The 22,391-nt window shown below is 47.6% G+C and carries 19 protein-coding genes; 6 read left to right on the forward strand and 13 right to left on the reverse strand.

The annotated features are described in order from the left end of the window. Positions 1 to 26 precede the first annotated feature (26 nt). A complete protein-coding gene (locus tag ACMVP2_RS09370) occupies positions 27 to 794 on the forward strand; it encodes a DUF547 domain-containing protein (RefSeq protein WP_416867519.1) in 768 nt (255 codons plus the stop codon). Between the two features lie 31 nt (positions 795 to 825). Here ACMVP2_RS09370 and ACMVP2_RS09375 read toward each other — a convergent pair whose 3' ends face one another. Then, positions 826 to 5,964, reverse strand: a complete 5,139-nt coding sequence (locus ACMVP2_RS09375; protein WP_416867520.1) for a PKD domain-containing protein — start codon at positions 5,962 to 5,964, stop codon at positions 826 to 828. 119 nt (positions 5,965 to 6,083) lie between these two features. Here ACMVP2_RS09375 and ACMVP2_RS09380 point away from each other — a divergent pair, with 119 nt between their 5' ends. Further along, positions 6,084 to 6,668: a TIGR00730 family Rossman fold protein gene (locus tag ACMVP2_RS09380; RefSeq protein WP_416867521.1), complete on the forward strand. Its 585-nt coding sequence runs from the start codon at positions 6,084 to 6,086 to the stop codon at positions 6,666 to 6,668. 5 nt (positions 6,669 to 6,673) lie between these two features. On the opposite strand, the gene thrC is transcribed toward ACMVP2_RS09380, so the two are convergent. From thrC to thrA, 3 genes are read right to left on the reverse strand one after another with little or no spacing between them, the layout of a single operon-like run. After that, the gene (gene thrC, locus ACMVP2_RS09385) at positions 6,674 to 7,969 is read right to left on the reverse strand and encodes a threonine synthase (RefSeq protein ID WP_416867522.1); all 1,296 of its coding nucleotides are present in this window, start codon (positions 7,967 to 7,969) and stop codon (positions 6,674 to 6,676) included. A gap of 2 nt (positions 7,970 to 7,971) precedes the next feature. Then, the gene (locus ACMVP2_RS09390; RefSeq protein WP_416867523.1) at positions 7,972 to 8,907 is read right to left on the reverse strand and encodes a homoserine kinase; all 936 of its coding nucleotides are present in this window, start codon (positions 8,905 to 8,907) and stop codon (positions 7,972 to 7,974) included. After that, positions 8,897 to 11,389: a bifunctional aspartate kinase/homoserine dehydrogenase I gene (gene thrA, locus ACMVP2_RS09395; protein ID WP_416867524.1), complete on the reverse strand. Its 2,493-nt coding sequence runs from the start codon at positions 11,387 to 11,389 to the stop codon at positions 8,897 to 8,899. The genes ACMVP2_RS09390 and thrA overlap by 11 nt, the downstream gene beginning before the upstream one ends. Before the next feature lie 310 nt (positions 11,390 to 11,699). On the opposite strand from thrA, the gene ACMVP2_RS09400 reads away from it, so the two are divergent. Continuing rightward, positions 11,700 to 12,824: a DUF4249 domain-containing protein gene (locus tag ACMVP2_RS09400; protein ID WP_416867525.1), complete on the forward strand. Its 1,125-nt coding sequence runs from the start codon at positions 11,700 to 11,702 to the stop codon at positions 12,822 to 12,824. 35 nt (positions 12,825 to 12,859) lie between these two features. Next, on the forward strand, positions 12,860 to 13,567 hold the full coding sequence (locus ACMVP2_RS09405; protein ID WP_339790020.1) for a DUF6503 family protein: 708 nt from the start codon (positions 12,860 to 12,862) through the stop codon (positions 13,565 to 13,567). Between the two features lie 16 nt (positions 13,568 to 13,583). Here the strand turns inward: ACMVP2_RS09405 and ACMVP2_RS09410 are convergent, their stop codons facing one another. From ACMVP2_RS09410 to ACMVP2_RS09450, 9 genes are all read right to left on the reverse strand, one after another. Beyond that, entirely contained in the window at positions 13,584 to 14,171 is a 588-nt protein-coding gene (locus tag ACMVP2_RS09410; RefSeq protein ID WP_339790018.1) for a phospholipid scramblase-related protein, read from the reverse strand. A gap of 78 nt (positions 14,172 to 14,249) precedes the next feature. Next, on the reverse strand, positions 14,250 to 14,516 hold the full coding sequence (locus tag ACMVP2_RS09415; RefSeq protein ID WP_339790015.1) for a Txe/YoeB family addiction module toxin: 267 nt from the start codon (positions 14,514 to 14,516) through the stop codon (positions 14,250 to 14,252). Further along, positions 14,513 to 14,755 (reverse strand): type II toxin-antitoxin system Phd/YefM family antitoxin, encoded by a 243-nt coding sequence (locus tag ACMVP2_RS09420; RefSeq protein ID WP_416867526.1) that lies wholly within the window; start codon positions 14,753 to 14,755, stop codon positions 14,513 to 14,515. Before ACMVP2_RS09420 ends, ACMVP2_RS09415 begins: the two co-directional genes overlap by 4 nt. 51 nt (positions 14,756 to 14,806) lie before the next feature. Then, entirely contained in the window at positions 14,807 to 14,965 is a 159-nt protein-coding gene (locus tag ACMVP2_RS09425; RefSeq protein WP_416867527.1) for a sodium ion-translocating decarboxylase subunit beta, read from the reverse strand. Positions 14,966 to 15,101: 136 nt separating this feature from the next. After that, complete coding sequence (locus ACMVP2_RS09430; RefSeq protein WP_416867528.1) at positions 15,102 to 15,407, reverse strand: type II toxin-antitoxin system RelE/ParE family toxin; 306 nt, start codon at positions 15,405 to 15,407, stop codon at positions 15,102 to 15,104. After that, positions 15,404 to 15,631, reverse strand: a complete 228-nt coding sequence (locus ACMVP2_RS09435; RefSeq protein ID WP_339790003.1) for a hypothetical protein — start codon at positions 15,629 to 15,631, stop codon at positions 15,404 to 15,406. The genes ACMVP2_RS09430 and ACMVP2_RS09435 overlap by 4 nt, the downstream gene beginning before the upstream one ends. A gap of 221 nt (positions 15,632 to 15,852) precedes the next feature. Beyond that, on the reverse strand, positions 15,853 to 17,043 hold the full coding sequence (locus tag ACMVP2_RS09440; protein WP_416867529.1) for a sodium ion-translocating decarboxylase subunit beta: 1,191 nt from the start codon (positions 17,041 to 17,043) through the stop codon (positions 15,853 to 15,855). A gap of 54 nt (positions 17,044 to 17,097) precedes the next feature. Further along, positions 17,098 to 18,972, reverse strand: a complete 1,875-nt coding sequence (locus tag ACMVP2_RS09445; RefSeq protein WP_416867530.1) for a biotin/lipoyl-containing protein — start codon at positions 18,970 to 18,972, stop codon at positions 17,098 to 17,100. Between the two features lie 18 nt (positions 18,973 to 18,990). Next, complete coding sequence (locus tag ACMVP2_RS09450) at positions 18,991 to 19,251, reverse strand: OadG family transporter subunit (protein ID WP_416867531.1); 261 nt, start codon at positions 19,249 to 19,251, stop codon at positions 18,991 to 18,993. Between the two features lie 182 nt (positions 19,252 to 19,433). On the opposite strand from ACMVP2_RS09450, the gene ACMVP2_RS09455 reads away from it, so the two are divergent. Together ACMVP2_RS09455 and rsgA are read left to right on the forward strand one after the other, a co-directional pair. Then, entirely contained in the window at positions 19,434 to 20,939 is a 1,506-nt protein-coding gene (locus ACMVP2_RS09455) for an ATP-binding cassette domain-containing protein (RefSeq protein WP_416867532.1), read from the forward strand. Between the two features lie 360 nt (positions 20,940 to 21,299). Then, positions 21,300 to 22,364: a ribosome small subunit-dependent GTPase A gene (rsgA, locus tag ACMVP2_RS09460; RefSeq protein ID WP_416867533.1), complete on the forward strand. Its 1,065-nt coding sequence runs from the start codon at positions 21,300 to 21,302 to the stop codon at positions 22,362 to 22,364. Positions 22,365 to 22,391: the final 27 nt, after the last annotated feature.

Below are 22,391 nucleotides of genomic sequence, written 5' to 3' on the forward strand. Positions count from 1 at the left end.
GTTTCACTTATAAAACATCCCTGGCCATGAAACATACCCTTAACATTTTTCTGCTGCTGGTTTTTGTGAGTTGCGGCATAGCCTCGCCAAAACAGGAAAACACAAAACCGATCAGCCACGCTACCTTCGATGCTTTGCTAAAAAAACATGTCAACAAAGAAGGCTGGGTGAACTACGAAGGCTTCGAAGAAGACAGAGCCGAACTAAAAAAATACCTGGATTTGATTCAGAACAACGCACCAAACGATAAGACCTGGAGCAAAGAGGATCGGCTGGCGTATTGGATCAATGCCTACAATGCTTTTACTATTGAGCTTATTCTTCAATATTATCCAGTGGAGAGCATCAAAGACATCGGCAGCAAAATTCAAATCCCCTTTGTGAACACACCCTGGGACATCAAGTTCATCAAAATAGGTGGTAAAGAGATGGATTTGAATAACATAGAGCACAGCATCCTAAGAAAGGAATTCAATGAGCCGAGGATACACTTTGCCGTCAATTGTGCCTCTTATTCGTGCCCGGTGCTAAGGGCCGAGGCCTACACCGGCGCAAAGATTGACCAGCAACTTAAAGAGCAGGCCATTAGCTTTGTCAACGACGAGCGGCGAAACAAAATTACCAGCACAAGTGCTCAGCTGTCAAAACTCTTCGATTGGTACAGTGGCGATTTCACTAAAAACAAGAATCTGAAAGATTTTATCAATCAGTTTGCCAAAGTAAAGATCGCTGATAAAACCAAAGTCAGCTATATCGACTACGACTGGCGATTGAATGACTCAAAGGACTTTTAGAAATGAGGCCGGCTCACCGCCAGCCCCATTTTTACCTTTTCAGAATCCGGGTTGAATACTGGCTACCCTCCTTTTGGATTGTAAGGAGATAGACGCCACTTGGCAGGTCTGTCATATCAATCCTTGTAGTTCCTTCTACCTTGGCTTGTACCTTTAAGAGCTTTCCCGACAAGTCTGTTAACCGAATATTGAATGGCCCAATTTTGCCTGCCTCCGACGTCACATTAACCACCGCAGTGGTTGGATTGGGGTAAACTTTTATGTTTTGTTGCAAATCATCGGCCACAGAAAGCACTTCCGTGAGAATAATTGAGGCACTTTTTTTGTTATTGGCTTCGTCTTTTTCTTCAATCACACTCTCTTCGTCAACTACGGCAATGATGAAATACTCCCCGGCTGTCAGTATCACCATATCAAAGGTTCCGGAGGCAGTTTGCTCTGCCCCATCCTCCATCTCCTCAAAAGCTACCGCCCCTAAAAACTCGTCCGCTAACGAGAGGTTCTCATCCTTAGAAAGGTAAAAACTAACCTCAAAAGCGCCTTCCGTAGGATCGTCGGAAAGATTGGAAACGGTTGCTCCAAGTGTGATTTCTTTGGCGCTCTGCGAAACCGGGGCATTCAGATCGGTAATGGTAAGATCCGCAAAGCCCTTTTCGGGCGTTGACACGAGCAACGAAGTGGTTTTTGACGAAACCTCGAGCACATCGTTCACTGCATACAAGCGATATTTATAGTCTGTTAGTTCAAGTACGGCATCGTCTGTAAACTCTGTGACATCAGCTTCCAGTTCCGTTAGGGTAGCAAACGCTCCGTTTCCTACGGCCCTTTCCACAATGAAGGCAGTTTCCCTCGTTGAATTATCGGCCCACGAAAGCACCACTTTACGCCCAGTCGCCTTGTCAAGTGTGAGGGACGTGGGTGCCTCAAGAGGGTCAAGCGTTTTGATTTCCACAACCTCGGTGTAATCGGACTCGCCTGTTGCGTTAACACCTTTTACTTTGTAGAAATAAGTTGACGACGGCACCAAACTCAGGTCATCAAACGAAATGGTGTCAGCTCCAATTGTGCCAAGCGTAATAAACTGATCATTGTCCTCGGACCTTTGAATTTCAAAACTTTCTTCGTCATCTGAATTGTCAACCCAATCGAGCACCACTGACACCGAAGTGTTGGCAATTACATTAAGTCCAGTGGGTGCTTCAATGGTAAACTCTGTCGTTGTTACCTCCACCACATTGCTGTAATCGGAGTCGCCATTTTTGTTGGTGGCTGCCACACGGAAAAAGTATTTGGTTGCCTCTGTGAGTCCTCCACTGGTGTAACTGGATGCGTTGACCGGCAAGTCTTTGATCTTAGTGAAAGTGGTACCATTGGTTGACCTTTCGACAAAAAATCCAGCCTCATCGATGGCATTGTCTTCCCAGCTCAGCTTTACTTCTGAGGGCTTGGCCTCGGCAGTAAGGAGTGTAGGTGCCAATGGTGGATCGTTACCGATAATGGCTCCGGCAATTCCACTCACGCTCAGTAAATCAAAACCGGGCGAGGCACCACCTAAATCCAGCCCAATTACTTTGATGGCCGTTACGGGTTCCTGAAAATTTATCGTTTCCAGATCGAAAGTAGTCGTGACATTGCTGCTGTTAGTACCTATGGCTGTGCCAATAAAAGAAAAATCAACGCCATTTGCACTTACATAAACGTTGGCATATTCGTTGACCCCCTCACATTCTCTGATGAAAATATCGTCCTGACCAGGAGCATTGATAATCACATTGTCGGTAAATTCTACCGTCACATACGACCCCAGAGGCAAGCTGACAAATGTATCTGTATTTCCATTGACATTGGTTGGAGCCAAAAGCCTTCTGTTGGTGAAAAATGCATCACACTCGCCCCCATACAAGCCAGTAAAATCAGGGTTGGCATTGCTGTAATATGAGTCTATCACGCCGTCTGAAAACTCAATACCTGTGCTAACGTAAACGCCGACATGGTCTTCAATCGTTAGGGTGTTTGTTTCAGCTCCTTTTGTGACCTTGAGGGTCACGTTGAACTTACCGGAAGTATTATAAACGACAACCGGATTCTGACTGCTCGAAATAGACGGTGTTCCTCCTTCGAAAGTCCACGCCCAGGAGGTAGCACCTCCTGTAGATATGTCCGTGAACTTGATTTGATTGCCTACAAAAACAGTGGGCGTATTGACCTTGAATTTCGCTTTTAAAGTCGAATTGTCAGCAGAAACCGTAACGTAGTTGGCTTTTAATATTTTGTTTTGCTCCCCTTCCTTAAACACCACCAACTCCACATCAAACGAGCCAGTCGTTTCATATTTTACAGTCGGATTTTGCTCCGTAGAAGCGGATGGTGTGCCCCCTTCGAAAAACCAGATGACAGACTCAGGCATACCTTTAGAGGCGTTTGTAAACTTAACTGTGTTGCCCTGCACCACTGTTTGGATATCGGAGGTAAACAATGCTTCAATCGGCCCATCATCAACCGGCCCTACCTGTACGTAGCCCTCGATGGTTTTCGTTGATGTTGCTCCGCTGGCATTTTTTGAAACAAGGGTCACCGTGTAGGCTCCGTCGGTTGCATAGGTTACTGATGGATTTTGGGAAGTTGAAGTTGCCGGTGTGCCCCCGTCGAAAGTCCAGGCCCAGGAGGTAGCTCCTTTCGACCTGTCAACAAACTCAACCGCAGTATTTTTCTCGGTAGCTCTGTTTTTCGCTACAAAATTCGCTGTAAGCGACGACTGCCCGGCAAAAATTGAACTTGAGTAGAGCCCTCTGCCATGAGTGGCTGCGATCACCTCAAAGTCTGAGTCCCTCATCTGAAGCATGTCCACTCTCACATTGGCAAGGCCGTTGCTGAACTGCGCCCATGTTGGTGAGGCTGCGGTCACTGACTTTGTTCCCCAAATTCCCATTTCGGTAGCTAAAATTACCTCATCAAAGTTAGTTGGATTGAACATGGCCCAGCGCACAGGAAAATTGGGTAAATCGCCTTCCTTGTTACTCCAGGTGGCACCACCATCTTCGGTGTACCACACGGAAATCACACCGTAGTTCGAAAATGTCACCAGCAGATGACTTTCGTCCTGCCCCACTTCGATACAGGACACCCAGCCATTCGGAAACGAAGAACCTGTAATTTCCGCAGAGGCTGAAACGCCAGAGTTAGCTTTAGTAATTTTAAAAACCCGCCCGGCTTCCGTACCAACAAAAAGGGTCGTCGAGTTTCGGGTGTGGGGCGACACCCTCAAATGTGTGGCTTTGGTACCCAGACTTACAGCCAGATCGTTCCTGACCCACCCCGTCGGGCTATTAGAGAAACGTCCTATAGTTGACTCCGTTGATGCTGAGTAAAGAATATTCAGCTCGTCATCATAGTCAGTTGGATTGATAAACCGGCCAGTTTCATCATCAGACTCTACAGTTACGGCGGTTTGCCAGCTATTGTCGGTGAAATAATAATTGTTATTTGTGTAAGCAGCAAACTGCTCACTGCCATTGGTTTGATCAATGAAGGCGAACCCGCCATCGCCTCCGGAGACTTCGTCGGTAACGTTTACTCCCGCAGACTGGAATCGCTGCGTGCCATTGTCCTGAGCACCTGCCAAAAAGTAGTTCTTGGCTTTGTCCGGATGAACGGCAGCGGAATAAAACTGTGTAACATTGTAGTCACTATTCCTACTCACAATCTTGTCGGTATTGGCTGGGTCAGAGAAATCACTTGTCCAGAATACCCCGCCATCATTCCCAAAAACAACCTCGTTTGAGCTTCCGGGCTTGAACTGGATAGCATGATGGTCGGCATGCACATAGGAATACGGCTTGCCACCCATGTTGGGATTGTTGGACCACTTTGATATCTGTTGCCATGTCTGGCCTGCATCAGTACTCATGTGAAGGTTTATTCCACCCACTACAATAGTGCTGTCGTCTTCGGGGTTCACTGCAGCAACCAAGTCATAAAAAGCCTGCCCCCTTGTGAAATCGTCAGCGTCAATGCCATTGTCATCATCATCCGGTAGCGTCATGTTTACCCAGGTAGCACCGGCGTCAGCCGTCCTCTTCATTTCAAAGATCTTGTAGTCCTTTTCGATAAGGGCATACGCCACAGTATCGGCCTCCGCAGAGGTAGCGAGTTCCACCCGGCCATCAAATTCGTTGACAGAAGCGGTATATACAGTCGACCATGATTCTCCGTCACTTGATCTGAGAACTAAACCACCGCCACTGCCCGATCCAGCAAAAGTGGTACCTGCCCAAATGGCTCCATCAGCACCAATCTCGATATCGCTTACCCCTGGTGGGTACGATTTGCCCGCAATATTCGGGAGCTGCTGAGTAAAAGAAGTTCCTCCGTCGACAGATCGGAACAGACCTTCGCTATTTGACGCTCCACTTCTTCTGGCCACCGCTGCATAAACTTCGCTTGTGCCACCGTCATCTCTCACGACAATGTCGTTCACAAAAAGGAAGCTGGTGCTGGCAGTCAGTTGCGTCCACGTAGTGCCGCCATTGGTAGTCTTCCAAATGCCCTGCCCCCTTACAGCGTCAGCGTTGTACCAGCCCTCACCTGTACCCACATAAAAAGTCTCCGTATCATTCGGGTCATATGCAATGCAAGTAATTGCAAGGTTACTCCAAAAGTCATCGACCGCTGTCCACGGCGAGTTGCTACTCGTAATGTCACTGTTAAACCATAGGCCACCTGCTACTCCGCCCGCCCATACTTTCTTCCCTGTGCCATCATTAGGATCCCACATAAGAGCCCGGGTTCGTCCGCCCACATTTTTGGGGCCCCTTTCCAGCCACGGCGCTGCCGACTCTCCGGGAAGTGTGCCGTAAGTACGTGCACTTTTTTGATCCCTCATTATCTGTGGTAGCAATTCAGGAGTGGGCCTTTTAAGCGCAGGATCCATCGTCATTAGGAAGTCCTGCTGCATTCTCTCTGCCGGGCCGCTCCTCTCCTTGTCCTCCTCGCTATTGCCTTTTGAACGCTGCGCTCCTTTTTGATTTTGGTTGTAGGGATGCTCCCTTATGAAGGCCTCGTAAGCGATTCGTGAATCAACTGGCCGGTTTTCCTCTTGAACAAAAAGGACGGTTGAGCCTACAAAAAATAAAAATAACAGGCCATTGAGATAGTGCTTCCTCTTTATCATAAGGGGTAGGGTTAGTAAAATTCCAGGTTACAGTAAAAATCAATGCAACAAATTACTAGGTTTAGGGCCAATAAGAAATACTCCAAAAAAAGTATTTACGAAACTCTAATTTGTACGAAATGAAGTCACTTTGTGTGTTTTGTGGTTCTGCTGAAGGAAAAGACCCTCAGTTTGTGGCTCAGGCACAAATTCTCGGAAAACTGATGGCCAGCCGAAACATTGAGCTGATTTATGGTGGGTCTCAAATAGGCATCATGGGTGCTGTAGCCAATAGCTGCATGAGAGCAAGTGGAAAGGTCACAGGAGTAATCCCAAATTTTCTGGCCAGTAAGGAGATCGCCCACACGGGTGTTACCAAACTTATCAGGGTAGAGTCGATGCATGAGAGGAAGACCATCATGTCGCAACTTTCAGAGGGCTTCATAGCCTTGCCGGGTGGGTTCGGTACGCTTGAGGAGCTTTGCGAAATACTCACCTGGCGTCAACTGGGCCTCATTCATGCCCCTATTGGCATCCTCAATACTAACGGATACTACGACTATTTGCACCAGCTCTTCGCTCACATGACGGTGAATGGTCTGCTGAAAAAGGTGAATTTCGACTTTGTGATCTGGGAAACTGACCCTGCCCGCCTGCTTGATAAAATGGTTGGAGCAGCCAGTGAACTTTCTGCCCGGAAGCCGTCAGGCCTCAGCAAGTCCTGAAAAGCTTAGTTCATCAAAAAGCTTTTCAAAGCATCGAGGCTGGCTTCCATTTTCACTGACTTTTTGGGCTTCTCCATCGTCTCTTTCAGCACTTCGGGGATTTCCACTTTCCCACCAAGCACTTTGTCCACCACGTCGTAGAATTTAGCCGGGTGAGCTGTGGCCAGAAATACTCCCGTCTTGCCTGGATGGCTTTTCAGATAGTCTTTGGCTCCCAAATAGCCGATGGCGCTATGTGGGCAAAGCAGGTATTCCTCGTTTTCAAAGACCTCCTTCATGGCCTGCGACGTTTGAGCATCCGTATACCATGCCCCTGAAATATCCCGGTTGATCTTGTCATAGCTTCCTCCATACAATGCCTGCACCCGTGGAAAGTTACTAGGGTTGCCCACATCCATGGCATTGCTAATTGTTTTCACAGAAGGCTTTGGCTGAAACTTTTCCGTCAGCAAATAATCGGGCACAATGTGATTGGCATTCGTTGCAGCCACAAAGTGGTCGATAGGCAATCCCATTTTCTTTGCAATAAGGCCTCCACACAAATTCCCGAAGTTGCCAGACGGCGTACAGAAAAACACTGGCTTGCGGTCGCTGTGCAACATCGACCAGGCATAGTGGTAATAGAACGATTGAGGGATCAGCCTCGCTATGTTGATGGAATTGGCTGAGGTAAAATGTCGCACCTTGTTCAGCTCTTTGTCGAGGAAAGCCTGCTTTACCATGCGCTGGCAGTCGTCGAACGTGCCATCAACCTCCAGCGCCTTCACATTTTGGCCTATCGTTGTTAGCTGCTTCTCCTGAATCTCACTCACCTTGCCGCTAGGATAAAGGATCACCACATTGATGCCCGGAATACCCAGGAAGCCGTGGGCAACTGCACTACCTGTATCGCCAGAGGTGGCGACAAGGATGGTAATTTCCTTTTGCTTTTTCTCCAAAAAATGACCCATTACACGACTCATGAACCTGGCGCCAAAGTCTTTGAAAGCCAGCGTAGGCCCATGAAAAAGCTCAAGACCAAATATGTTGTCTTCTACCTGATGAAGCTCTATCGGAAAATTCATTGCGTCGTAAATGATCTTCTCCAGGTCTTTTCTTCCTATTTCATCACCAATCAAGGTATCCGTTACATCCAAGGCCATCTCCTGAAAAGACATGTCCTCCAGCCCTTCGAAAAATTTGGCAGAAAGTGCCGGAATGGCTTTTGGCATATAAAGCCCGTTGTCGTCAGGGAGTCCTTTAAAAACCGCCTCTTCAAAACTTACTTCGGGAGATTGCTTATTGGTGCTGTATAACTTCATTTTCAATCTAATATTTTAGGACCTGCGGTATTCACTTCAGAAATGTAGAGGTTAGCCGATATGCCTCGCTTTTTAAGAATGCTTTCCATGACTGCTCCCGCTTTTGTTATTGCCTCCAATCCATCAGCCAGGGCAAACATGGCCGGGCCGGAGCCTGAAATGCCAAAACCAATGACCCCTTCGGAAGACAAAGCAGCTTCTTTGATTTCGTAGAAATACGGGATCAATGAAGCCCTTTTTGGCTCCACAATCTCATCTATCAGTGCTCGGCGCATTAAACCAAGGTCGTTGGTGTATAGCGCTGAAACAAAGCCTGCTAAATTACCGGCGTACTTTACTGAAGCTTTCATGGCCACCTCTTTTGGCAAAATCGCTCTTGCATCACCTGTCGACACCTCCACTGCGGGGTGCAAAACTGCCACATACATATTCGGCGGCACCGGCAAAGAAAGCACTTCCAATGGTTCGTAGCTTTTAACCAACGTAATGCCTCCGAGCAGCGACGGCGCCACATTGTCGGCATGGCCACTGCCACAGGCAATGCGCTCACCTTCCACGGCGAAGGGCAGCAAGTCCCTTTGGCTCATCGGCCTCCCCAGCAACTCGTTGACAGCAAAAACACCAGCTACGGCACTGGCTGCACTGGAGCCCATGCCACTTCCGAAAGGCATTTTCTTGTGAAGAGAAATCTCGATGCCTCCCCGGTAATCAATTGCCTGCAAGAACTGGTTGGCTGAAATGCCCGCCGTGTTTTTTGATGCATCTTTTGACAGCCGCCCTTCGTCCCCTTCGATGGAGACGATAGTTACCCCACTTCCGCTTGTTTTTTTAGCCACCAGCTCATCTCCCGGGCCATTGATGGCGAGTCCAAGAATATCGAAGCCACAGGTTAAATTGGCCACAGTAGCTGGGGCAAACACTTTGATACTATCCGCCATAGCCGCCTGCAAATTTGTAATTGTCCTGGATAAAGTGATTGCTGATGCTGATGATCTCTGCAAAAACGCCTGCCGAAGTCACTTCTGCTCCGGCGCCCGGCCCTTTTACCACCAATGGCCTTTCAAAATACCTTTGGGTGGTGAAGGAAATAATGTTGTCGCTGCCGGAAAGGCTGTAAAACGGATGTTCGGCATCGACTGCTTGCAGCGAAATAGAAGCTTTTCCCTCCTCTACCTTGGCAATAAAACGCAGCTTCTTCCCTTCGTCCATCGCCTTCTTTCTCATGGCTTCCAGTCTGCCGTCTTCTTTTTTGAGTTCTTCAAAAAAGGAGTCAATGTTTGGCGCCTTGAAACAAGCATCAGACAAAATAGGCTCCAGCTTCACATCTTTGATGTCGAGTTTCTGGCCTGCCTCTCGTCCTAAGATCAATATCTTTCTCGCCACGTCCATTCCGTTCAGGTCGTCTCTCGGGTCGGGTTCGGTCAGCCCTTTGCTGCGGGCCTCCGTTACCACCTGGCTGAATGGCACCCCCTCTTTGAAGCTGTTGAATATATAGGAAAGCGTGCCCGACAAGATGCCTTCAATTTTGATGATCTTATCGCCGCTGTACTTCAAATCATTGAGCGTGTTGATGACGGGAAGTCCGGCACCCACGTTCGTTTCGTACATGAATTTCACACCGTGTTTGGCCGCCTGCTTCTTTAGCTTTTCGTAAAAAGCCAGTGGGCCGGAGTTGGCCAGCTTGTTTGGCGTAACGATAGAAATGCTGGACTCCAAAATATCTTCGTAAAACTCGATCACTTTAGCGCTCGACGTGCAGTCGATAAACACCGAATTGGCCAGGTTCATAGATTCCATTTTTTCTATGAACGCTGAAAGTTCTATGCCCTTTCCTGGCTTGTCCACAAGCTTGCGCCAAGTGTTAAGGTCAATGCCGCCTTCATCAAAAGCCATGTGACGTGAGTTGGCAATACCCACAACATTGATTTTCAGTGACCGTTCCTCCATGAGGTAGGCCGCTTGTGCCTTGATTTGCTCAATAAGCGTGCTGCCTATCAGTCCGGTGCCCACAAGAAACACATTGAGCGATTTTCTATCTGAAAGAAAGAAGGTTTCGTGCAATGAATTGAGTGCCTTGGAAATATTGGCCCGGTTGATCACCACGGATACGTTGAGCTCCGAAGAACCCTGGGCAATGGCTACCACGTTGATACCGTTTCTGCCGAATGCCTGGAAAAGCTTGCCCGCAATGCCAGGCGTATTCTTCATATTTTCACCAATAACAGCGACTATAGATAAGTCTTCTTCAGCCTGGATTCTATCTATCTCTCTGTTTTTAATCTCCTGGGCAAATTCCTCTTTCAATACGTCTCTGGCAATGGTTCCGTCCTTTGGGCTCACCGCAAAAGTGATGGAGTGCTCGGATGAGGCCTGCGTGATGAGGACGATGTTCACATTCTTCCTGGCAAGTGCTCCAAAAAGCCTCGATGCCACCCCCGGCACACCCGCAATGCCGCCACCTATCAGGCTCACAAGCGACATGTTTTCAATGGAAGAAATGCCTTTAACAGGGTACTTTTTTCCAGTGCTTTGCTGCGTAATTAAGGTGCCCTCAAAAGCCGGGTTAAACGTGTTTCTTATTCGTAATGGAATCTTCTTTGAAATGGCTGGCTGCAGCGTGGGCGGGTAAATAACCTTGGCACCAAAATGTGACATTTCCATCGCCTCCACATAGCTTAGGCTCGTCATTGAGTAAGCTTCTCTCACCTTGCGTGGATCGGCAGTCATCACGCCGTCAACATCGGTCCAAATCTCCACCTCATCGGCGTCCAATGCAGCAGCCAAAATGGAGGCAGTGTAGTCGGAGCCGCCACGGCCAAGTGTGGTGGTTTCATTTTGTGCAGTGCTGGCAATAAAACCTGTAGCTACCACCATCGACTTGTTCCCTTCAAAGAAGCCTTTCACCAAAGCATTGGTTTCCTTGAAATTAACCTTCGATCCGCCGAAATGATTGTCCGTTCTGATCACCCGGCGGGTATCCAGAAACGTGGAGTTGATTCCAATCTTTTGCAGATACAGTGTAATTATGTTGGCTGAAAGCCGCTCACCAAAGCTCTGTATCAAATCCAGCGATCGAACGGAAAGCTCTTTGATAAGGAACACCCCGTGAAGCATGTCCTTCAACTCAGCGAAAAGCTTGTCAATGGTGTCCCGCCCCTCCGGGTGGAGTTTGTTATCATTGAGGCGCTTCATGGTGTCGAGGTGCAGTAGACGCAGTCGCTCCAAATCCACCAGGTACGACTCATCGCCAGAAACTGCCACATCACCAAGCGCAATAAGCCGGTTGGTAACACCGCTCATGGCAGAAACTACCACGGCTACTTCGGTTCCCTGCTGTTGGTAATCCCGAAGGATAGCCGCCACCTTTCGTATATTTTCCGAGGACCCCACTGAAGTGCCTCCGAACTTTAAGACTTTCATAAATTCGCAAAAAATTTAGTCCACAGACAGTCCACACTGACCAATCATCTTTTGTTTCGAGGAAGATTTATCACTGATTTCGACCGTCAAAAATAGGAATCGGCAAATTTGATAAAAGAATTACCAAAAAGAGAATGAAGTTGGGAAAAAACAGGTACAACGGTTTGATATTGCAAAATAATGAACCAAATGACGACCACTACGGGCGCTTAGGCAGATAGATGTTATGCTATACCGCTGGCAATGCCAACTAACGGGGCTAATAATACGTCTATTAGCCGATAGAAATAATGGAAAATGCCCGGGAAGTATGATCGACCTGCTTAAACGAATGATAACCAGACGACACGTCACCCTTTCTCTAACGTTAATTTTGGTCGGTTGCATAGAGCCAATCGAGCCAGAGCTGGGGGTTTTTGATTATCTCATGGTCGTTGAAGGTCATGTCTCCAATCTCGATGAGGCCAATACTGTCAGGCTTTCACGCACCAAACCACTCAGTGTGGAATATGGTGGAGTTGAAGTTGGCGCTCTGGTGTATGTTGAAGGCCAGGAGGGCGCTAAATTTTACTTTGAAGAGACCAGCCCGGGAATCTACCAGAGTGACCCCGCATGTTTTGTTGGCCAAACGGGCAACTCGTATGCTTTGCATATCGAAACTCTTTACGGCGAGACCTACCAATCCAAGCCCATTTTGCTCAACACTGCGCCAGACATCGATAGCTTATACTTTGAAAGAGAACGGCGGCTAACTAATGAAGGGACCACCAAAGACGGTATTAAAATACTTCTCGATTCGCATGACCCTGAAGGGCTCACCCAGTACTTCCGCTATGAATGGGAAGAGACGTACCAAATCAAAGTTCCCTACCCACAGGATATCAGTGTGTGGGTTTGCTACAACACCGAGACAAACTCCAATATTATTACGGCAAATACCAGTCAGCTCAAAGAGTCAAGAGTCAGCCAACTCGAAATAAAGTATATAAGCACAGAGGGCTACCAGCTTCGCTCCTTGTACAGGTTGTTGGTTCGTCAATATGCCCTCAGCAGCACTGGTATAAAGTACTGGACTGAACTCAAAAAAATTTCTGAGAGCCAGGGTACACTCTTCGATCCGCTACCGTACGATTTGCCAAGCAATCTCTTCAATCCTAACAATCCCGACGAACAGGTGATCGGCTTTTTTGATGTGGGTGCTGTAACCGAAAAAGAAATTTACATCGACAGAAGCCAGCTTTTGGACTTAGATTTTGCTTCCGATGGGTGTTCTTCGAAGCTCGTGGAGGTATCTGGCGGTGGAAGTCCGCCGGCTGGCTATTGCCTCGCAAGTCAGGGGCCATATGGGTCGGGCATTAATTATTACGCCCCAGAGTACTGTTGCGACTGTCGACTATATGGTGAGCTGGACGAGCCGGAGTTTTGGCCGAATTAAGGGTATATTTGTCGGACAGCGTATTGAGAGTACACATGAAAACCACACCAGTCCTATTACTGATACTGCTTTTTTCTTGCGACAAGCCGTCACTCACTCCAGCCTCTTTGCTTGAAAAATCTATCGAAGCCCATGACCCCAACAACCAGTGGCCTAAGCTCAATAGCCGCTTCCACATGTCCATCAAGCGAGATGGACAGGCAGACCGATACTTCTCAGTTCTCATAAATAATCCTGAAGGCATTTTTGAATATGCCCTGCAGCAGGGCGACAGCACTGTCAGCCAGGGAGTGAGACATGGCGAGTATTATGTTTCGGTAAATGACAGTTCAAACTTAAACTACGAGATAAAAAGCAAATTTCAGCTAACTGAAGAGAGAACCCAGTACCTCAAAGAGGTGTACGAATACCTGTACGGCGTGCCGATGAAACTAAAGGATACAGGTACCATCATCGACCCGGCGGTTGTGGAGGAAACATTCAATAATCAATCATGTTGGGTGATAAAAGTAACCTACGATCCATCCACCGATGGAGAAACCTGGTATTTCTACATTGACAAGGAGACCTTTCTCCTGGCCGGCTATCGTTTCTATTTTGACGAGAGCAAAGGGGACGGAGAGTTCATTTTTGTCGAAGGCTACGAATCTTTGAATGGCTTACAGCTTCCTAAACTCAAAAAGTGGCACTGGAACAAAGACAGTGCGCACTTCAGAACCGACGAATTGCTCAAAATAGAATAGCTGCTTTGCTGACTTGCTACTCCTTCAACACCATATCAATACACATCACCGCACCCAAAATCAGAATCCTCAAAGGGTGGTCGGCAGGCACTTTGTCATTGATCTGAAGCATATAATTGTCTGCAGAGGTAAACATCTCCCGGCCCAAGCCTGCCCATTGTTTGCTCACATGGGCAAATTCAACATTGTCTTTGACGAACTTGAAATCCCAACTTGTCCACCTTCCCTGAAGTGTACACATAAATGTTTCATTGGCATCCAGCACATCAAACTTCCCTCCGATGGAAAAGAACTTCTGTTTGAATTTACCCACCAATTGGTCGTTCGCATCGAGTACTTCCACATTTGACAGAATGATAGATACTCCCCGCTTCACTGTCAAAAGCTTTTCTCCCATTGGCGTCCTGATCTCAATGTGAAACGGTGTCATCCTCTTATAGTCGGTGAACCTTAATATTTTCGAAAAGAACCCCAGGTTCTCCTCCCGACAGTGAAGGATCACTTCCTGTGAGTTCGGATCATGGATATCGTAATTGTTGGCTGCTTTAAAAACACCGGTGTGTTCTTTGACAAAGAATAAGTTGCGGTTGAGTGCTGCGTTCATAAATAATCTGTTGGCGGATAACTATCAATAATATGTTTGGAGAAAAGTAATCAAAAATGAGCTTCCAGTACAGTCCCATTATTCATAATGAGTCCACATTCTCAGCACTTTTACTATTTTCTCTTCTTCCAGTACCTGGTACACAAGTCGCTGCTGAATATTAATCCTTCGGGAATATGCTTTGTATAAATCACCAAGAAGTTTTTCGTAAGGAGGATAGTCTTGAAATGGGTTGGCTTCCAGCATATTGAGAGGCTCCTCCACTTTAGGCTTAAGCCCGCCGGAGGTCACTTTTTTTGCATCCTTTTGAGGCTGCCTTATATAAACCAATTTGTAATTGCTCACCAATCCAGCTTATCTGTGGTTTCTTCGAGGGGTGTTTTCATTCCCGTTACGATAGATTCTCTCATACGTGGAATTGAAATCAAATAAAGTGTTTCCTGAATAGCACGCCAGTCTTCCTCACTTACCAACACAGCGTTATTTCTCTTGCCAGTAATCTGAACGGGTTGGTGAGTCTCGGTAGCCTCGTCTATCAGCTTATACATATTCTTCCTGGCCTCTGTAATCGATAAGCTTTTCATAGATTGAACGTACGCTCTTCCGTACTTTTAGCAAAGATTCATTAAAAAATGTTACCCCAAAAACGAAATCAGCACCCCACCAGCCACGGCAGAGCCAATCACCCCTGAGATATTGCTGGCCATGGCATACTGCAGCAGGTGGTTGCTGAGATCGTGCTTGATGGCAATCTCGTTGGCTATCCGGGATGCCACAGGCGGCAACCTAGGCACAAAATGAATCACCATTGTTGCCAGAGCAAGAGAAAATGTGATTTTTATGGCAAATTGCTGGCGACCACTCGTTTGCCTAACGGCGACAAATTGTTAATTCTTCCAATTCAGCCAGTGATTACAAAACGCCGGCCAATTAGCCCTTCATTTTCTCTGGGTCTTGCCTGGAGTCAAAAAAGTCGATAATGTAGATGCGTTCCTTTTCAATCCTATAAATGATTTTGACATGCCCCTCTATTACTCTCCTATGGCCCTTTCCTAAATGTTCCAAATAGTCTTCCTGCTGATAGTTGTTATAGGTGGTTTCCAGGGCATCCGCCCGATCCAACAATTTTATTCTGAACTCCAACAATTTCTCTAACTCCCAGCCTTGTTCTTCCAGCAAAAAATCTGTTAAATCTTCCAGACTATCATAAGACTGGTCAGTATAAATTACTTTCATTTACGCAACCTGCTATTCAGCCTTTTCTCTAACTCTTGTCTGTCCATGACCCGACCGGCGGTAATGTCGTCTTCTGCCTTCAAAGCTTTGGAAGTTAGTTTCTGCTTTAATGCAGGGTCTAAGCTTGATTTTCGGAGCAAAGTCCTGATAGCTTCTAATATGCTATTATCAGTCTCTTTTTCAATGAGCGCTAGTAACTCTGCCTTTATATCTACAGTCTCCATATCATAAAAATAGCTATTATTTGATTCAACGTAAATTTTTCGATTTGTATTTACTTGTCAGTCGGACAGACTGGCCCGGCTAATTTCGACTCACATCACATGATGCTAATAGCCACTATCGCCCTCGTTTCAGCCGGGTTATTGAGCAAGGAAAACGAAGGCGATGGGATACGCCCATCAAAACGGGAAGATGATCCTATGTCGAAACGGCTCAACCCCACCTACCCCAAAAACGAAATCAGCACCCCAGCGGCGACAGCGGAGCCAATCACTCCTGAAATATTGCTGGCCATGGCGTATTGCAGCAAGTGGTTGCTGGGATCATGCTTGATGGCAATCTCGTTGGCCACCCTGGCGGCCATGGGCACCGCACTTAAGCCGGTAGCACCAATCAACGGATTGATCTTCTTTTTGGCAAACAGGTTGTACACTTTCACAGCCATGATGCCGCCCAAAATGGAGATGGCAAAGGCGATAAAGCCCCCCACCACAATCATCAGTGTTTGCGTGTTCAGGAAGGCTTTGGTGGTCATGGTGGCGCCGACAGATAAGCCGAGAAATACAGTGGCTGAATTAAGAATGGTCTCGGATGTGGCCTGGTACAAACGGCCCGTGGCCACGCCAATTTCCTTTACCAGGTTGCCAAACATCAAAAAGCCCACCAGCGGCACCGAGCTAGGCACCAAAATAGCCACAATAGAGCCAAGGGCGATGGGAAACATGATTTTTAACGCCTGCAAATTCTTGATAGGCTTCGTGGACGGAAACAATTTGTCCTGCTCCTTCATATTGATGAGTAGCTCCTTTTTTGTCATGGAAAACCGAACGACAAACGGGATGATCACCGGCACCAATGCCATGTAAGAGTAAGCCGCAATTGCAATTGGTCCCAGTAGATGCGGCGCCAATTTGATGGTGGTGTAAATAGCGGTAGGCCCGTCGGCCCCACCTATGATGCCCAGAGAAGCAGCCTCTTTCAGCGTAAAGCCCATGGCCACTGCCGCCATCAGCACGCAGAAGATGCCAATTTGCGCAGCAGCACCGAAAAAGGCCAGCCTGAGGTTGCGCAGCATAGGACCAAAGTCGGTCAGCGCACCTACCCCCATGAAAATGATTGGCGGCAGAAAGCCCGTTTTGATCAGGGCGTAGTAAACAAAGTTCATGATGCCGTACTGCTCGGCAATCTGCGGCAGGGTAAGCCCCTCAGGAATGTTTTCCACTCCCATCCCTCCTCCGGGAAAGTTGGCCAGCAACACTCCAAAAGCAATGGGTACAAGGAGCAGCGGCTCATATTTTTTGGCAATGCCCAGGTAGAGCAAACCAAACCCGATGAGGATCATCAGGATATAAGACGGATGAGCAACCAAGTCGCCCAGGGCGGTCATTCTGTATACTTTTTCGAACAGTTCCATGGTAGGGAGGTAAGTGGTTATTGGTAAGAAGTAAATAGTGAGCTGGTTATGTCCTTAACTTTTTACTCTCACCAGCACGTCGTCGTCGTATACCTCCTGCCCGTCTTTGAAACAAACTTCCACTACTGTTCCTTCTTTATCGGCGGAAATAGCATTGATCACCTTCATGGCCTCTATGTACCCCACAGTATCGCCCTTTTTTATGACGTCACCTGGCTTGATGGCCTTTTCGCCAGCATCCTTCGTTGCAAAGAATTTGCCTTCAAGCGGAGCCAGTATTTCCTGCGTATGTCCGTTGCTGGAAGGTTGCGGCGTGGCTTGAGTTTCAGAAGTCGACTTCGGCTGACTATCTCCGTCGTAGGATACAGTCACCCGGAAAGCCTCACCGTTCACATCTACCATTAATGTTTGAGGCAGGGCTGCCATGGCAGGCGTTTGGCTTGGAGCCTGAGCAGCAGGCGCCGACGCAGCTGCTTTTCTTTGCGCCAAATCCTCATCAAAAGCTTTCTTGGCTTTACCCGACTTGTAATCGATGTATTGCTTAGGATGCATGGCATATTCCAGCAGCTCCTCTTCATCTTCTCCAAACTCCCAGCCTTTCTCTTTCATCTCACCCCTGATTTTCTCGAGTTCATTTGGGTATAGGCTGTGCGGGTCTCCTTCAAAAAATTCCCGTTTTTGGGTTTTGGCCAGGGCTTTCAATTCATCAGCTACAGGGCCTGGCAGCTGACCGGACTTGCCCAGCATCATATCCCAGGTGTTATCATCCAGCATACTCCAGCGTTCCTTGCCCTTGTTCATCTGCATCACATTCATGAGTGCAGCATTTTTCACATACTGGCTATAGGGAGTCACCAGCGGTGGATAGCCCATCTTCGGCCAAATATGCTCCACTTCCTCAAACAGCTTGATCAGCAGGTCGTCCTGCGACATGGCAGGTTCTCCATTTTTCTCTCTGGCTTTGTTGACGGAAACCAGGTTTTTTTCAAGGTCAGCCATCAGACTTCCCATCATGCCTCCTGGCAAGCCCGGGCCAATCAGCAGTGAATTCATCAGGCGGTTCTTCGGGTCGATATAATAGCCAAGGAAATCATCAATAAATTCCTGTGTCAACGACCTCACCTTCATGTAAGACTTCATATTCACATCAGGCAATGAGAATCCGGCATCTCTCAGCATAGCATGCACAGTGAGCAAATCTGCGTGCCCGGTGCCCCACGACAGCGGCTCCATGCCCACGTCGATGATATCTGCACCAGCCCTGGCTGCCTCCAGCGAGGAAACGACCGAAAATCCTGGCCCGGAATGGCCATGGTACTGCACCAGAATGTCTTTTTTGATGGCCTTAATGCCAGCCACAATTTTGCCAATAGACGCCGGACGACCAATGCCTGCCATGTCTTTCACCGCTATTTCATCTGCACCGGCATCTATCAATGTACCTGCCATGTTCACAAAATAATCGACGGAATGGATAGGGCTATGAGTGATACACAATGCCGCCTGGGCAATCATGCCTCCCTTTTTTGCCAGCTTGATGGAGTTGATGATGCTCCTGGTGTCATTGAGACCATCGAAAGAGCGGGATATGTCGGTGCCCTGCTTTTTCTTCACCCTGAACATCAGCTCCCGCACATCCATGGGCACGGGGTACATCCGAAGCCCGTTCAGGCCTCTTTCCAGCATTTGCGTTTGGATGCCAGCATCGTTGAACGGCTGCGTCCATTCCCGAACCGATCGGTTGGGGTTTTCGCCATAAAGCAAATTGATCTGTTCAAAACCGCCGCCGTTGGTTTCCACTCTCCTCCAGCAACCCATTTCTACAATGGGGCCTGCCACCTTCACCAATTGGTCTTTCCTGGGCATGTACTTGCCCGACGACTGCCACATATCTCTGTACACAAGACAAAGTCCTATTTCCTTACTCATTTCCGGGTTGTTTAAACACTACAATTTCTCAATCTTTTGGATGTTGGCCTTACCTCCTGAGAGCTGATGAACCGCCGAGGTAATGGCTGCTACTTTTTTGGAAGCTACCTGGGATGTTTGTGTGGAAGGGGATTTGGGGGAAGCCTGTAAGGTTTCCGGAACAAAGGTGTTGACAAACTTGATGAGTGCATTTCCTGTAAGCACCACCAGGGCCAGTACCAGAAACACTGTGATCATACCTACTCCCATCAGGGAAACTGCTCTTTCTATGTCTTCCATCACACTTGGGTTAGCGACAAATTAGAAATTTTAGATCGATTAAAAAATGACATTTAGACGAAGTAATACAGACAAAATGAAGGCTACCCTGAGTCAGTACATGAAAAAAACCGTCAGTGAAAGAATTTTATTAAACTTGCCGGGAGCTCAACAAAATCCCGGCTTTAAATACTCTCAGTGTTATGCACGATCAGCTTCTTCTTAAGCTCGACAACCTAACCGCTCGCTACGGTGAAAAAATCGTTTTCAAGGACTTGTCCTTTGAGGTGAGAAGCGGTGAGTGCTGGGCTCTCCTGGGGCATAGTGGATCCGGGAAAAGTGCCTTGTTGGAGGCCATTACAGGTAATTTCAATGTGGTAAAGGGGCAAATCATCAGGCCTTTTTACGATGACTATATTAGAGCCCATCCGCCAAAAGACTCTTACTTCAACTACCGGCAGCTCATCAGCTACCTCCCTGTGAAGTATCAGTTCAAGAATCTTTCTAACACTTCGGAGTTCTTTTACCAGCAACGCTTCAATGCCGCCTTTTCAGAAGATGCCCCAACCGTCGAAGATTTTCTTAATGACGAGGCGCAGAGAAGCTTAGCAGAAGGGTCCTGGGACGTCAGCAAAGTTATCTCGCTTTTCCAGCTTGAGCCGCTGCGTCAGAAGCAGCTTATCAAGCTAAGCAATGGAGAAACCAAAAGGCTCAGGCTGGCAGCCTCACTGCTGAAAAACCCCAGGCTGCTACTTCTGGATAGTCCACTTGTTGGCTTGGATGCAAAAACCAGGACGGCGTTCAATTCCATCCTTGACGAAATCATCAGTTCCGGCATCGCCATTGTGCTCACCACCGCTGCTGATGAAATACCCTCGGTGGTTACACATGCCGCCATTCTGGCCAATTGTCACATCCAACAGGTCGTCGTCAGGGAGAAGTTTAGTTCAATTACACTGCCCAACCCCCCCTCTTACTCCCTTGATACAACCAAGGTGAACAGGCTGACAGATAATCAACCGCTATCACCATATAAATTGATTGTGGGCATGAAAGAAGTGACCGTCAAATATGGAGACAGCACTATTCTTAGCGGCATCAGTTGGGTAATCAAGCCGGGAGAACGCTGGGCACTGCGGGGGCCAAACGGTGCAGGAAAGTCAACGCTACTAAGCCTGATCAATGGAGACAACCCCCAGGCCTATGCCAACGACATCACTCTTTTTGATCACAAACGAGGCAGCGGAGAAAGCATTTGGGACATCAAGAAAAAAATTGGTTTTGTATCGCCAGAGTTGCTACAGTACTTTCACTCGACAGCCACCTGTCGGGAAATTGTGGCCTCGGGCTTTCACGATACGTTGGGGTATCTAAAGCCGGTGAGCAAGGAGCAGGCGTCTTTGGTCGACGAGTGGCTTGACCTGCTTGAGTTGCAGAGCTCGGGCACGCAAATCTTTGAAACAGCCTCGCCCACCACACAGCGAATCATTCTACTTGCCAGAGCCATAATAAAAAACCCTCCTCTGCTTATCCTCGACGAGCCGTGTCAGGGCCTTGATCATGCGCAACAAACAAGGGTGCGGACAGTGGTAGATGCTGTTTGTAGCGCATCCTCCACAGCACTCATTTATGTCACACATTATGAAGAAGAATTGCCTGCATGTGTTGACCACGTGCTTCAGCTGGAAAAGGGAAAAAGGGTCATTTGATAGGGCAAACGCATTTAAAACCATTTGGCTTCGAAATTCTTCTTTTTACCCCGTTCCACGTCGGTAGCCCTAAAGGGAAAGACGAATTTCAAAGCTGTTTCACCCTTAAGGGTCGGGGTAAAAAAACAGCTTTGAAAAAAATTTGACTCCTTTTTGTTTTAAATGCGTTTGCCCTGGGTCATTTGAGGATTATTTAGACCAAATCCTTATCTTTGCCAAAATAACTTTTAGTCTCTGATACTTTTAAAAATTTCTATTCCAGGGCTTGATATAGCCTAAGGCGCTCCTTCGGGCAGCGCTTATTTCAGATCCACCTTCCCACGGTGGAGTAGATTTTTATTGACTAAATCCTATACTGAAATGGAATACAATCACTTAAGCCCATTGGGCTGGAATACCTATTTTGAAAATCAAATTACCCAGGACGAAAGAGAGCTCATCGTTGGCAGAGTATCTATAGAAAACAAGACCAACTATCAGGTACTTACCGCCAGGGACACATATATTGCCGAAGCCACTGGCCGCCTTTTTTACATGGCGGAAACAGACGCCGAGTTACCAAAAGTGGGCGACTGGGTGCTGATGATAGAAATTGACAAGGGCAAAGCCATCATTCAAAGGGTGCTGGAACGGCAGTCTGTCATCTCACGAAAAGTGCCAGGCAAGAAGCTGGAAGCGCAAATCATTGCTACCAACATCGACAAGCTTTTCATTGTGCAGGGGTTGGATGGTAACTTCAATCTCGCCCGACTTGAGCGCTACCTGACACTTGCGCAAAATGTAGAGCCGGTCATTGTTTTGAACAAAGCCGATCTCTGCCCCCATCCGGAAGACATTGTTAGGCAGGTGAAAGAGCGAGTGAAAAATGTGGAGATTGTGGTGGTAGCTGCCCTGCAAAATCAGGTCAGCGCTCTTCATCCTTATATAAAGGCTGGATCAACCATAGCGATAGTAGGCTCCTCTGGCGTTGGTAAATCGACAATCATCAACAGTCTGATTGGGCGGCCGCTTATGGCAACCGGCGAGGTGAGGGAGTTGGACTCAAAGGGCAGGCATACCACTACAAGCCGACATCTGATGCTGCTGGAAAGTGGGGGCGTTTTGATAGACACTCCGGGCATGCGTGAACTACAGCTCTGGGGTGACCAGTCCAGCTTGGGCACTTCTTTCGAAGACATTGAAGCCTTGAGCGAGCATTGCACGTTCAAGAACTGCACACACACCGATGAAAAAGGCTGTGCCATCACCCAGGCGCTGGACGAAGGTTCGCTGGACGAAGCACACTGGATCAACTATGCCAAAATGAAAAAAGAGCTTGCATATCTGGAAACCAGGCAGGATGTAAATGCGATGCTGGAAAAGAAGAAAAAATGGAAGAAGATTCAAAAGGACTACAAGGCTATCCAGAAAAACAGAAACATGTAATGCTTCCACCTTGTTAATCTTACCGTG

The sequence above is a fragment of the Imperialibacter sp. genome (assembly GCF_048007035.1).
In the GTDB taxonomy this organism is placed as follows: domain Bacteria; phylum Bacteroidota; class Bacteroidia; order Cytophagales; family Cyclobacteriaceae; genus Imperialibacter.